Origin of the sequence: Nannocystis pusilla, assembly GCF_020073745.1 — a bacterium.
GTDB lineage: Bacteria > Myxococcota_A > Polyangia > Nannocystales > Nannocystaceae > Nannocystis > Nannocystis radixulma.
The window spans coordinates 137,497-149,992 of the sequence record NZ_JAIRAU010000045.1 but is presented as its reverse complement, the minus strand read 5'-3'; the positions used below and the strand labels follow the sequence as shown (position 1 = coordinate 149,992).

The 12,496-nt window shown below is 70.1% G+C and carries 12 protein-coding genes; 6 read left to right on the top strand and 6 right to left on the bottom strand.

The genetic code is table 11. From position 1 onward, the window contains the following. The first annotated feature begins 58 nt into the window (after positions 1 to 58). The 4 genes from K7C98_RS32810 to K7C98_RS32790 all read left to right on the top strand — a co-directional run bounded on the left by K7C98_RS32810 (position 59) and on the right by K7C98_RS32790 (position 3,292). On the top strand, positions 59 to 730 hold the full coding sequence (locus tag K7C98_RS32810) for a DUF4336 domain-containing protein (RefSeq protein WP_224195779.1): 672 nt from the start codon (positions 59 to 61) through the stop codon (positions 728 to 730). A gap of 25 nt (positions 731 to 755) precedes the next feature. Then, entirely contained in the window at positions 756 to 1,412 is a 657-nt protein-coding gene (locus tag K7C98_RS32805) for a TetR/AcrR family transcriptional regulator (RefSeq protein ID WP_224195778.1), read from the top strand. 79 nt (positions 1,413 to 1,491) lie between these two features. Beyond that, a complete protein-coding gene (locus tag K7C98_RS32800; protein ID WP_224195777.1) occupies positions 1,492 to 2,703 on the top strand; it encodes a hypothetical protein in 1,212 nt (403 codons plus the stop codon). 409 nt (positions 2,704 to 3,112) lie between these two features. Next, the gene (locus tag K7C98_RS32790; protein ID WP_224195775.1) at positions 3,113 to 3,292 is read left to right on the top strand and encodes a hypothetical protein; all 180 of its coding nucleotides are present in this window, start codon (positions 3,113 to 3,115) and stop codon (positions 3,290 to 3,292) included. 50 nt (positions 3,293 to 3,342) lie between these two features. Here K7C98_RS32790 and K7C98_RS32785 read toward each other — a convergent pair whose 3' ends face one another. The 6 genes from K7C98_RS32785 to K7C98_RS32760 all read right to left on the bottom strand — a co-directional run bounded on the left by K7C98_RS32785 (position 3,343) and on the right by K7C98_RS32760 (position 8,243). Next, positions 3,343 to 4,497, bottom strand: coding sequence for an AAA family ATPase (locus K7C98_RS32785; protein ID WP_224195774.1), 1,155 nt, complete (start codon positions 4,495 to 4,497; stop codon positions 3,343 to 3,345). Between the two features lie 63 nt (positions 4,498 to 4,560). Continuing rightward, positions 4,561 to 5,337 (bottom strand): biotin--[acetyl-CoA-carboxylase] ligase, encoded by a 777-nt coding sequence (locus tag K7C98_RS32780; RefSeq protein ID WP_224195773.1) that lies wholly within the window; start codon positions 5,335 to 5,337, stop codon positions 4,561 to 4,563. Next, positions 5,334 to 6,197, bottom strand: a complete 864-nt coding sequence (gene nadC / locus K7C98_RS32775) for a carboxylating nicotinate-nucleotide diphosphorylase (RefSeq protein ID WP_224195772.1) — start codon at positions 6,195 to 6,197, stop codon at positions 5,334 to 5,336. Before nadC ends, K7C98_RS32780 begins: the two co-directional genes overlap by 4 nt. Before the next feature lie 122 nt (positions 6,198 to 6,319). Next, positions 6,320 to 7,000, bottom strand: coding sequence for an HAD family hydrolase (locus tag K7C98_RS32770; protein ID WP_224195771.1), 681 nt, complete (start codon positions 6,998 to 7,000; stop codon positions 6,320 to 6,322). Further along, the gene (gene mrtZ / locus K7C98_RS32765; protein WP_224195770.1) at positions 6,997 to 7,815 is read right to left on the bottom strand and encodes a myxosortase MrtZ; all 819 of its coding nucleotides are present in this window, start codon (positions 7,813 to 7,815) and stop codon (positions 6,997 to 6,999) included. The genes K7C98_RS32770 and mrtZ overlap by 4 nt, the downstream gene beginning before the upstream one ends. A 14-nt stretch (positions 7,816 to 7,829) precedes the next feature. Continuing rightward, on the bottom strand, positions 7,830 to 8,243 hold the full coding sequence (locus K7C98_RS32760; protein ID WP_224195769.1) for a hypothetical protein: 414 nt from the start codon (positions 8,241 to 8,243) through the stop codon (positions 7,830 to 7,832). Positions 8,244 to 8,587: 344 nt separating this feature from the next. On the opposite strand from K7C98_RS32760, the gene dnaG reads away from it, so the two are divergent. Continuing rightward, positions 8,588 to 10,471 (top strand): DNA primase, encoded by a 1,884-nt coding sequence (gene dnaG, locus K7C98_RS32755; protein ID WP_224195768.1) that lies wholly within the window; start codon positions 8,588 to 8,590, stop codon positions 10,469 to 10,471. A gap of 77 nt (positions 10,472 to 10,548) precedes the next feature. Then, positions 10,549 to 12,372: an RNA polymerase sigma factor RpoD gene (gene rpoD, locus K7C98_RS32750; protein ID WP_431312847.1), complete on the top strand. Its 1,824-nt coding sequence runs from the start codon at positions 10,549 to 10,551 to the stop codon at positions 12,370 to 12,372. Positions 12,373 to 12,496 lie beyond the last annotated feature (124 nt).

Below are 12,496 nucleotides of genomic sequence, written 5' to 3'. Positions count from 1 at the left end.
GCTTGCACATTTTTCAACCCTCGGTCAGATTCTCGACACCCTTGAAGGAGGCCGCCGCGTGCTGCAGTCGATCGACACCAACCTGTGGACCGCCACCCAGCCGCTGAGCATCTTCGGCGTGCAGATCGGCGCGCGCATGACGGTCGTCAAGCTCGGCTCGGGCGGCCTCCTGGTCCATGCGCCGATCTCCCTGACGCCCGAGTTGCGGGCGGCGATCGACGCGCTCGGCCCGGTGCAGGCCGCCGTCGCTCCCAATTCGATGCACCACATGTTCCTCGGGCCTTTCCTCGCCGCCTACCCGCAGGCGCGCGGTTACGCGGCTCCGGGCGCGATCGCCAAGCACCCCGAGCTGCAGCTCGCGCCCATCCCCACCAACCCCGACCTGCTCTGGGCCGGCGACCTCGACCACTTCGAGCTCGACGGCGCCCCCGGCCTCGGCGAGGTCGCCTTCTTCCACCGCGCCTCTCGCACCCTGATCCTCACCGACTGGGTGTTCTACTTCAAGGAGGCGCCCAACTGGCTCACCGGGCTCTACCTCCGCCTCTCGCGGGCCCTCGGCAAGCCGGCCCAGACCGCGTTCCTGCGCGGCATGATCAAGGACCGCGCCGCCGCCAGGGCCGCGATCGAGCGCCTCCTCCAGTGGGACTTCGACCGCGTCGTCATGAGCCACCGCGACATCCTCCCCACCGGCGGCAAGGATGCCGTGCGCGCTGCCGCTGCCTGGCTTTAGGCACATGTCCATTTCACCAGGCCCCATGGGACAGCCTCGACCCGACAGCGAGCCGAGCCCCGAGGCGCGGCGACTGGCCCGCAAGTCGCGGCGGCAGGACAACCGCCGCCAGCAGATCCTCCGCGCCGCCCGCGAGGTGCTGCTGGCCAGCGGCCCCGAGTCCTTCACCATGGAGCAGGTGGCGCGAGCGGCCGACGCCAGCAAGGCCGCGCTCTATTATTATTTCCAGGCCAAGGAGGAGGTCGTCGCCGCGCTGGCGATCGAGGCCCTGCGGCGCGAGGTCGAGGCGGTCAGTGGCGCCGTGATCGCCGCCGAGCGCGGCATCGACGGCCTCGCCGCGTTGATCCGCGCCCGCGTCGAGCACTACCTCGCCGACCCCGACGCGTTCCGGATCCTCTACACCTGGGCGCCCACGCTCGGCGCGGCCCAGCGGCTGGTGCTGGCGGAGATCTTGCCCCTGACCGCGGTCGTCAGCCAGACCCTCGAGGCCAAGCTCCAGCGCGACCGCAAGGCCGGCCTGCTGCACCCCGACGCCAACCCGGCCCGCCTGTCGCAGGTCGCCTGGCTCACCAGCCACGGCCTCCTGAGCTACGCGATGAACCAGCCCGACCCCGAGCGCGGGGCCTGGCGCCCGCTGTGCGACGAGGCCTGCGCCGCCCTGGTCCGCGGCGCCCGCCCGTGACCGCCGCTGCACCCGGTCCCGCCGGCGGTTCGCGGTTGACGGACGATCCTCCGCCGCGACACGCTAGAAGCATCCTATGTTGCGACCGCTTACCCTGACAATCTGCAGCGCACTCGGCCTCACCGCCTGCGGCGGCCTCGAACCATGCGAGGAGAGCGTGCTGCCCACCTGCGACCCGCGCGACGCCGACTGCCAGCGCGACCTCCACGCCCACGTCGCCTGCGTCCGCGGCGGCGATCTGGCCAGCGAGCCGCCCGCCTTCGAGTTCGTCAGCAAGGACGAATACATGGCGCGCTACAACAGCCTCCCGAGCCCAGCCGAGGACACGATGGAGTGCCTCGGCCTCACCTCGCTGTGGCCGCACGAGTACGTCCAGACCTTCGAGAACATCGACGCCACCGCGCGCTTCGACGTCGAGCGGCGGCAGGTCGTCGTCGTCGACAGCGCCGACCCCGAGGACGTCCAGATCCCGATCCTCCGCGCGATCGCCCAGGCCCAACGCGACGTCGAGCTCGGCGGGTTCGTCGAGTGGCGCGCCGAGCACGGCCTCACCTCCGACCAGGCCGACGTCCTCGACGCGCTGTTCTTCGGCGAGGGCTGGTTCTTCGGCGACGCCGCCGCGCTCAAGACGCAAGCGGAGCCCGCCGAAGACTTCCACAAGCGCGTCGCCAGGGAGCTCAAGGACTACGAGCCGGCCGAGCGCGAGCTGTTCCAGTACGCCCGCTCGTGGCGCTTCGACTACCGCTACGTCGACCTGCGCCTCCCCGTCGCCGGGGCCCGCTTCGCGCTCAAGAACTTCCTCGCCGACAACCCCGGCGCCACCGACGAGGCGTTCACGCGCCCGGTCGCCAGCACGGCCGAGCTGATCCGTCGCCGCCTCACCGACACCCCGCCGGCCGCGCCGAACACCCCCTACGAGCTCCCGCCCGGCTACGGCCTGCGCGCCCCCGACCGCCTCGGCGCCGCCATGTACTTCAACTTCCTCATGCACGTCGACCCGGTCGACGGCGACAACCTCGACTTCGCGGAGCGCGAGCGCTACTTCGACGTCGCCGGCCGCTGGATGGGCGACCGCTTCGACTGCGCCCGCGACGGCGCCGGCACCCCGCTGATCGTGTGGGAGTTCGCCTTCGACCCCGGCGTCGAGCTCGAGCTGTTCGAGATGACCCGCAACGCCCCCGGCGAGTGGCAGGTGCTCGAGAACGAGGTGTCGCTGATCCTCGTCGGCGGCTACAGCGACGAGGTCGTCGCCCAGGTGATCGCCTCGCTCGAGGCGTCCTTCATGATGTGAGCGTCACGCTTGAGGAATCACGCCCGCGCCAGGAGGTCGAGCGCCGCCGACAGATCGGCCTCGAATTCGCGGAACGCGGGCAGCCTCCGCAAGGCTGCGAGGCTGACGTTCTCACCACCGGACGCGAACAGATTCTTGGGGCGCCTGCGCTGGAGCTCGCTGAATACTGCCTGAAGCCGATGCTTGGGATCGGTGACTCTCTCGGGATCCTGTGGGAGCGAGGGTGACGCGGCCGTAGGGAAGAGTCTTTGAAACACCCCAGCGTCAGCCAGGAGCCAGGCCTCAATCTCGCGAACGGGCACACAGGCCGCGGCCGGCAAATCTCGACGCCGAGACGCTCCTTTGCCGCCCTCAAGCCCGGCAGAATGTTTCTCTCGCGGGCTCCCTTCGAATCGCCATCGGAGTCGGCGTGAATCACGAACAAGGTGCAGCGCTCCCAATTTCGCTCGATCGCGGCGGCGATCCGCTCTTTCCTTCGCCGTCCGTCCCCAGGCTCGTCAGCCAACGCGATGGGAGCCGGAAGATCGGCGAAGGCCGCCGGATGACGGGCCACGAGTTCTGCGAGAAGGCGATCGACGAGCGGGAGTAAGAGGTCATAATCTGTCCGCCCCTCGGCATAAAGCCCAGCCTGAACATAGATCATCGATCGACCTCTGAGAGAGACGCGTCCTCCAAGATCGCGCTGATCTCCGCCAATGAAGCGATAGTTTGCCCCTCTTGCGCAGATGCGCGCTCTCCCACGGGTCTCGCCCGAGTCACGCGAATCCCTCCTCGCTGCACCGTGTCGATGTACCGCAGGTGTTGCGGATGTTCGCGCAGTGCCGCGAGGAAGACCGGCGAGTGAGTTGTGACGATCACTTGAGGCGGCAGCCGATCCGACCGTTCTTCCCGCCAGGCGTCCAAATCCGTGACCTCCCGCAGAAGGTCGATAAGCCGGCGTAACCGCCCGGGATAGATTCCATTCTCGGGTTCCTCGATGCAGAGGATCGACGACCACGCGCGCTGTGAATAGACGGCCGTCAGAAGGGCTAGAACACGCAAGGTGCCGTTCGAGATCAGACGCGCCGGGACCACGTCACCGTCGCGCATGTGGAACTCGATGCGATAAGCGTCGTCACTCTCGACGACAGCGAAGTTTGCGACCCCGGGGACGAGCGCCGCCAACTCGGCCCGGATCTCTCCGAGCGAGTCATCTGCGAGCGACGCGAGTACGGTGGGGAGATTGCTGCCATCGGGCAGCAACTCGCCCGAATCGATGCGGTCGCTCGACTCGCGGAGATTCGCCGCGTGAAACTCGACGAAGCCGAAACTCGGCATGTATCCCAGCTCTCGCTCATCGCTGGAAGCGATCACTCGCTCCGACCACTCCGGGTGAGCCGCGAGCCAGGCATCTGTAGTTGAAGCCAGGTGATGCGCGCGGTGCGTCAGCTTCACGTGCTCGACCCCCCCCGTCGCCGCAGTCTTCGCCAGCGAGACCTCGTAGCGTGACCGCACCGCCCAGTTCGTGAACCCGTCCTCTCCCTGATCATCAGTATCGGGCTCGAGGGTCTCGACGCCGAACCGAATGTCACGCACCGACTCCGAGCGGTAGCGGGAGAACTGATCGCTCGCCCGCCCGCGCCCCGCTTTCAGCGCGTCCGCGGCGCCTTCCCACAGCCGCGACAGCAGCCCGATCGCCTCGAGCACGTTGGACTTCCCCGCTCCGTTGGGGCCGATGAGCACGGTAAACGGCTCGAGGTCGATCGCGAAGCCTCGCAGGGACTTGAAGCCGTCGACTTCGAGGCGAGTGATCATCGGAACCTCTTTATACCCCGGGTCGGGCTCAGCCGGCACGCCAACGCGCACTCCGCGCGCAGCTCACGGCGCCAGCCACACGTCGCCCGACTCGACCCGTCGCGGCGGACCGCCGCCCGGCGGCTCGACCAGCAGCGCCCCGTCGTCGGCCAGCCCGAGCGCGCGCGCCTGCTCCTTTGGACCTGCCCCGTTCGACATGTCCACAAAAACAGCCTGTCCTCGCAGCGCGCAGTGCGGCTCGTAGCGGGCGCGGATCGCCGCGAAGCCGCCGGCGAAGAACGCCGCCAGCGCCGCCTCGAGCGCCGGCAGGACGCGCGCCAGCACCTCGCCGCGGTCCGGCGGCGCGGCGAGCTCGCGGCGCAGGCTCGTGGCCGTGTCGGCCAGCGGCCCGGGGAACAGCGCCCGGCCGACGTTGACGCCGAAGCCGACCACGACCTCGGGCGACGAGCCGACCCACCGCGCCTCGCAGAGGATCCCCGCCAGCTTGCGGCCGCCGGCCAGCAGGTCGTTGGGCCACTTGAGCTGGGTCGCCGGCAGCCACGCGGCCAGCCCCTCGCGCAGGCCGACGCCGACCGCCAGGCCGAGCGCGCCGATCGGCTTGCCGGCGTCGGGGCGGACGATCGCGCTGACGTACAGGTCCTCTCCCGACTCCGAGGCCCACGCCCGGCCGAGGCGCCCGCGGCCGGCCGTCTGCGCGTCGGCGGTGACGATCGCCCCGTGCGGCGCGCCGGCGCGGGCCCACGCCATCGCGCGGTCATTGGTCGAGCCGAGCTCGGCCCAGTGCTCGCGCGGGCGCCCGAGCCAACGTGTCTCGAAGGACAGGTCCTCGAAGCGGCTCACGCCCACGTCCCGTCGGCCCGCTCGAACAGCAGCGAGATGTCGGCCGCCGGCACGCTGTGGGTCAGGCGGCCGACGCTGATCACGTCGATGCCGAGGCGCGCGACCGCGGCGACGCGCTCGAGCGCGACCCCGCCGCTGACCTCGAGGACAGCCTGGCCCTTGTTGATGGCGACCGCCTGGCGGACCGCCTCGTCGTCCATGTTGTCGAGCATGACGATGTCGGCCCCGGCGGCCAGCGCCTCGCGCAGCTCGTCGTGGCTGGTGACCTCGCACTCGACCCGCATCGTGTGCGGCGCGCAGTTGCGGGCGCGCTGGATGGCCGCCGTGATCCCGCCGGCCGCGCGCACGTGGTTCTCCTTGATCAGCACCGCCGCGCCGAGGTCGTTGCGGTGGTTGTGGCCGCCGCCGCAGCGGACCGCGTAGCGGTCGAGCGCGCGCAGGCCGGGCATGGTCTTGCGGGTGTCGGTGATCCGGCAGCGCTCGCCGGCCGCGTCGACGTAGGCGCGGGTCAGCGTGGCCACGCCGGACATCCGCTGGAGGAAGTTGAGCGCCGTGCGTTCGGCCGCCAGCAGCGCCTGGGCCGGCCCGACGATCCGCGCGATCTCGATTCCCGGGGTCACGCGCGCGCCGTCGCGCACGTAGGCCGAGAACTCGACCTCCGGCTCGACCCGGCGGAACACCGCCTCGGCCACCTGAAGCCCTGCCACCACGATGTCGGCCTTGGCCACCATGTGCGCGCTCGCGCGCGTCTCCGGGCTCACCGTCGCGCGGCCGGTGACGTCGCCGCTGGCCAGGTCCTCGGCCAGCGCCGCCTCGATGATCGCCGCCACCGGTCCGAGCTCGCTCCACGGGTCACGCATGGCCCGGAGGGTGCCACACGTGCCGTTCGCCTGCCACCGCGCGGGTCCCTCGGCGCGCTGTCACTCTTGCGCGACGACTGACTTGCCGCGCCCGGCGAGCCGCCTCGCCGCGCCCGGCTTCCTCACGCCGCCGTCCAGTGCTCGATCGGCCACTTGCGGGCGCGCGCGCGCCGGAGCAGCCGGGGGTCGGGGCTGACCACTTGCGGTCGGCCGACGCGCTCGAGCATCGGCAGGTCGGAGAAGCTGTCGGTATAAAAGTAACTTCGGGACAGGTCGATCGCGTGATCGGCGGCGAACTTCTCCGCCACCACGACCTTGCCGGGTCCGGCGCAGGCGGGGGCGACGTGCTTGCCTGTGAGGACCCCGCCGGTCTCTTCGAGTCGGGTGCACAGCACGTGTTCGACGCCGAGGCGCTCGGCCAGTGGTTCGACCGAGAAGCGGGTGCCCGAGCTGAGCAGCGCGACGGTGTGGCCGTCCTCGCGGTGGCGGGCGATGCGGGCCTGTCCTTCGGGGCAGATCCACCGGACGATCTCCGCCTCGAACCACGCCCGCGTCTCGGCCTCGACCTCCGCCACCGGCACGCCGGCGTAGTCGCGGGCCGCCCGGGCGGTCACGGCCTCGAGGTCGAGCAGCGAGAGGCGGTAGCGGACCACCCACGACAGCGAGCGCAGCGCCTTGGCCGCCGACATCTTGCCGGTGCGCCGCTGGTGCCGCACCCACAGCACCGCGGAGTTGACGGCGAGCAGGGTGTGATCGACGTCGAAGAAGGCCCCCACGGTCGTCGGCTCGGGCCTGGTCGTCACGCGCGGAAGGTACTCGCCAGGAGCAACTCCATCAACAGGTTGGCGCTCATGTGGAACAGCGCGGGGGCCCACAGGTTGCCGCTGCGGCGCCACAGCCAGGCGAACACCAGCGCCGGGAAGAAGGTCGCAAGGCGCGCCGCCTGGGCCATGCCGACGAGGTGGCCGACGGCGAAGAGCAGGCTGGAGAGCACGGCGGCGGCGCCGATCTGGGCGCCGAAGATCCGGCGGCGCGGCGGGAAGCGCTCCTCGAGGGCGCTCATCAGGTAGCCGCGGTGGAACACCTCTTCTGCCAGCGCCACCGCGAACAGGCCCTCGACCACCTGGAACACGAAGCCGAGGCCGCCGTAGCTCGTCCAGGTCGCCGGCAGGCGCAGCGACGTCGGCCAGAAATCGCCGCTGTGGCCGCGGCACAGCCGCTCCAGGTAGTGCTCGAGGCCGCCGGCCCACGGCGTCTGTTGTTCGACCCACAGCGCCGGCGCCAGCACCCGCAGGTCGCCGGCGCAGACCTGGTCGTAGAACCACCAGAACCCGAGCACGAACGGCGGGAACACCAGCAGGCAGACGCCCGCGGCCCAGCGGACGGCGCGCCAGCTCCACGGCGGGATCGGGCCCTCCGGCCCCACCTGGTAGCGGGCCTGGACCTCCGGTTGGTCGCGCAGCAGCCAGCCGGGCAAGAAGTAGAACGCGGCCACCAGCGCCGCGCCGCGGACCATCGACAGGCCCGGCACCAGCGCCATGAGCCCGTATGCGGCGTACAGGCCGCAGGTCGCCAGCACTGCGGTGCGGGCGCGCCGGCTGGCCTCGGGGGACGTCACGGCGCGCGAGCTTATCAGCGCAGGCTGGTCGCCAGTCGGGTCAGGCGGCGGCGCAGCGTCTCGAGGTTTTCGACCAGCATGTCGACATGGTCGAGCACGCGGGTGTCGCTGGCCAGCGCGTGGACATCCTCACGCTTGATGCGGGGGCCCTCGAGCATCCGCAAGATCTCGACCAGATAGGCCTCGACGTGGCCGAGCGCCATCCCCGTCTCGCGGAGGTCGTCGTCGATGAACAGCACCAGGTTCTCGACGCCACGCACGCCGCGGAGGGCGTCGCTCTCCGGGTAGTCGCGCGAGGCGCGGTCCATCATGCGGTCGCGGGCCCGGGTGCGGTTGCCGCTGCGGCGGCGCTCCCGACCGTCGAGCTCGCGTGCCTCAGCAATTTCTGGACCATCCAGGGCAAGGGGGGGAGCGAGCGACTCGGCCATGGCGGTGGCATGGCAGCCTTCGCGGCGGCGGGCAAGTTTTCGGCTAAATCCTCGTGCGTGGTCCTCTCCGGGCGATCCGAGGCGCAGCGCGCCGGCGCAGACGGGTCCGTATCGGCGCAGATGTTCACGTCTCGGGCTGCCAGCCGCGCCCTGCGTGAAGATCCTAACGGCGACGCGCAGGGCCGGGCCGGAGGAGTTGTCCTAATCTGTGCCGCTCCAGGCGGCCGACAGGGCGCAGCGAGCGGTCTTCCGCTGCTGCGCCCGAAGTTCGCGGGCCCCCGGCGGGCTTCACAGCAGAATCAGCAGAAGCGGAAGAGCAAGGCGCGCTGGGCCAGAACCTCGTGATGATCCCCGATGAGAAACTGCAAGAGCTGCGGGATCGGATCGACATCGTCGATTTGGTCGGGCGCTACGTCGGGCTCAAGCGGGCGGGCAAGAACTTCACGGCGTGCTGTCCCTTCCACCAGGAGCGCACGCCGAGCTTCTTCGTCAACCCCGAGCGGCGCAGCTTCAAGTGCTTCGGCTGCGGTGTGTGGGGCGACGGGCTCGAGTTCGTGATGCGCATGGACGGCCTCGGCTTCCTCGAGGCCGCGCGGCACCTGGCCGGCATGTTCGGCGTCACCTTGCCCGAGGGGCTGGTCGACCGGAAGTCGAGCGAGCAGCAGGTCGAGCTCGAGAAGGCCCGCGCGATCACCCAGATCGCCGCCGACCTCTACCGCGAGATCCTCGAGAGCAGGCCCGAGGGCAAGCTCGGGCGCTTGTATCAGCAACAGCGCGCGATCAGCCCCGAGCTGGCGGCCACCTTCATGCTGGGGTATGCGCCGGCGCCGGCCGAGTCGGGCAGCTGGGACCGCCTGACGCGCCACCTGCAATCGAAGGGCTGCGACCTGGCGCTGGCGGAGAAGCTGGGCCTGGTGGTGCGCAGCGACAAGGGTTCGCTGTACGACCGGTTCCGCGGGCGGCTGATGTTCCCGGTGCTGCAGTCGAACCGCAAGCCGATCGCCTTCTCCGGGCGGATCTTGCCGGAGTACGCCAAGGACGCCGACGGGCGCGAGGCGCCCAAGTACATGAACAGCCCGGAGTCGCTGCTCTACACCAAGAGCAAGACCCTGTTCGGGTTGCACGTCGCCGGCCAGGCGATGAGCCGGGCGCGCCGGGCGATCCTCGTCGAGGGCAACGTCGACGTCGTCAGCATGCATCAGCGCGGCTACATCGAGACGGTCGCGCCGCTCGGCACGGCGCTGACCGCCCAGCAGGCCGCGATCCTGGCCCGCTTCACCGACACGGTGGTGCTCTGCTTCGACGGCGACAACGCCGGTCGCAAGGCGATCCGGGCCGCCATCCCGATCTTGCTCGACGAGGGGCTCGACGCCCGGGTGGTCGCGCTCGACGCCGGCGCCGACCCTGACAGCACCGACCCCAAGCGCCTGGCCGCCCTGCTCGAAGAGCCAGGTTCGGCGCTCGAGTGGCTGGTGCGGCAATGGGTGGCCCAGGGCGCGCTCGACTCGATCGACGCGCAGGAGCGCGCGGTCGCCGCTTTGCGGCCGCTGCTCGCCAAGGTCAAGAGCGACGCCGCCCGGGAGCGCTATGCCGAGCGCGCCGCAAAGTTGCTCAGGCTGCCCGCCGGGCGCATATCGTCGCGCCAGCATCCTCACGGGCCTCCGGGTCCTCAAGGAAACCGTGCCGCGCCCAGCCCGCCGTCTCGCACCGCCGCCTCGCCGCCCGCGCCAGCGCGGCCGCTGCCCGAGCTTCCGCGCCATCAAGTTGCGCTGCTCGCTCTGCTGGTGGACAACCCACACCTGGCCGACAAGGCCGAACGGGCGGGTGTGCAGCAATACGTGACAGATCGCAGACTCGCGCCGATCGCCGAGGAGGTGGTGCGGCGGGCCCTCGTCGGCGAGAACCCGACCGAGGGCGAGCTCCTCGAGCTCATCCCGGCCGAGACGCGCCGTCAGGTCCACGACGCCGTGTTCGTCGGCACCTTCCGCGACACCCAGGACGACCCGGTGATGCTGCTGCAGGGCTGCATCCTCGATTGCCGACGCGAGCAGCTCAAGGCCGAGTCGCGGCGCCTCGACGTGCAGATGCGCGAGGCCAAGGAGCGGGGCGAGCTCGACCGCGCCCGCGAGTTGTCGCTGAAGAAGATCGAGCACAACCGCATGCTCGCCAACCTCGACGAGCAGGCCCTCATTCCCATGGCGAATCCACAATCGGGCCTGCGGGCCTGACCGTTCGTACTCCCCTCGCGCATTACGCAGTCACTCCGAGGCCAGAGCAACCTATGACCCCCAGCAAGACGCGCACCGTGGACCGTGAGAAGCTCAAGAAGCAGCTCATCGCCTTCGGCAAGAAGAAGGGCCACGTCACTTACGACGAGCTCCACGAACTCCTGCCGCCCGACCTGATCGACCCCGAGGAGCTGAGCGAGTGGGAGCGCACCCTGCAGGACGAGGGCGTCCAGGTCATCGCCGGCGAGGCCGCCGCCAAGGAGGCCGCCAAGCCCAAGCTGGCCACGCGCAAGGTCATGCCCAAGCGCGACGAGGACCCGGAGGACGAGCCCTCGCGCACGAACGACCCGGTCCGCATGTACCTGCGCAAGATGGGCAGCGTCTCGCTGCTCACCCGCGAGGGCGAGGTCGAGATCGCCAAGCGCATCGAGCAGGGCGAGATGCGGGTCCTCGAGATCGCGCTCGCGTCGCCGGTCTCGGTCCCCTACATCCTCGAGATGTTCGACCGCATCAAGCGCGGGCAGATCCGGGCCAAGGACGTGCTCAACATCTCCAACCCGGCCGAGGCCGGCCCCGGCGCGCTGCCGATGAGCAACGACCCGACCGCGCTCAATCAAGAGGCGGCCATGGAGAACCTCGGCAAGCAGGTCGAGCGCATCCGCCGGCACCAGAAAGAGCTCGACCGCATCAAGCTCATCCTCGCCGTCGACACCAAGAAGGCCGTCGTCGTCGCCGTCAACGAGCCGCCCACCCCGCCGCTCGACGACAAGTCCCGCGAGGCCCACACCAAGGCCGGCGAGGAGCACAAGCGCCAGATCCTCGAGGCCATCCAGGACATGAAGCTCGGCCGCCGCCCGATCGACGGCATCGTCGGCGAGCTCACCCTCCTCGTCGAGCGCGTCGCCCGGGCCGAGAAGGACCTCATCCAGTGTGAGCGCCGGGCCGGCATGGACCTCAAGGAGCTGCGCAAGCTCTTCAAGGACGTCCGCCTGTCCGAGGAAGAGGAGTTCAAGCTGTGCCGCCGCCTCGGCCTCCACCCCTCGGAGCTGCACGAGATCGAGGCGCGCATGAAGCTGGCGATCAAGCGCATCCGCGCCGTCGAGCAAGAGACCAACATGCGCGCGCCCCAGCTGCGCGAGCTGCACGAGCAGCTGATGACCGCTCGCCGCCAGGCCGAGAAGGCCAAGGCCGAGCTGGTCGAGGCCAACCTGCGCCTCGTCGTCTCGATCGCCAAGAAGTACACCAACCGCGGCCTGCAGTTCCTGGACCTGATCCAGGAGGGCAACATCGGCCTGATGAAGGCCGTCGACAAGTTCGAGTACAAGCGCGGCTACAAGTTCAGCACCTACGCGACGTGGTGGATCCGCCAGGCCATCACCCGCGCGATCGCCGACCAGGCCCGGACCATCCGCATCCCGGTCCACATGATCGAGACGATCAACAAGCTGATCCGCACCAGCCGGTCTCTCGTGCAGGAGCTGGGCCGCGAGCCCACGCCGGAGGAGATCGCGGAGAAGATGGAGCTCCCGCTCGACAAGGTCCGCAAGGTCCTCAAGATCGCCAAGGAGCCCATCTCCCTCGAGACCCCCATCGGCGAGGAAGAGGACTCGCACCTGGGCGACTTCATCGAGGACAAGAACATGATCTCGCCGACCGACGCGGTCATCAACATGAACCTGGCCGATCAGACACGTCGTGTCCTGGCCACGCTCACCCCGCGCGAAGAGAAGGTCCTCCGCATGCGCTTCGGCATCGGCGAGTCGTCCGACCACACCCTCGAGGAGGTCGGCCAGGACTTCTCCGTCACCCGCGAGCGCATCCGCCAGATCGAGGCCAAGGCGCTCCGCAAGCTGCGCCACCCGTCCCGCAGCAAGCGCCTCAAGGCCTTCGTCGAGAACTGAGAGCCCGGGCCCACGGCGACGCCCCGGCACGCGAGCGCGTGACGGGGCGTTTCGCTCGAGCGCCAGCGGAGATCGCGCGACCGATGCGATAGACGGCCCGGGCGTGATCGAGCCGACCGGGTCG

Excerpts from the sequence above, each read along its gene's own strand:
- dnaG (WP_224195768.1), top strand. The coding sequence starts at position 8,588 with ATGATCCCCGATGAGAAACTGCAAGAGCTGCGGGATCGGATCGACATC.
- K7C98_RS32760 (WP_224195769.1), bottom strand. The coding sequence starts at position 8,243 with ATGGCCGAGTCGCTCGCTCCCCCCCTTGCCCTGGATGGTCCAGAAATT.
- K7C98_RS32785 (WP_224195774.1), bottom strand. The coding sequence starts at position 4,497 with ATGATCACTCGCCTCGAAGTCGACGGCTTCAAGTCCCTGCGAGGCTTC.
- K7C98_RS32805 (WP_224195778.1), top strand. The coding sequence starts at position 756 with ATGGGACAGCCTCGACCCGACAGCGAGCCGAGCCCCGAGGCGCGGCGA.
- nadC (WP_224195772.1), bottom strand. The coding sequence starts at position 6,197 with ATGCGTGACCCGTGGAGCGAGCTCGGACCGGTGGCGGCGATCATCGAG.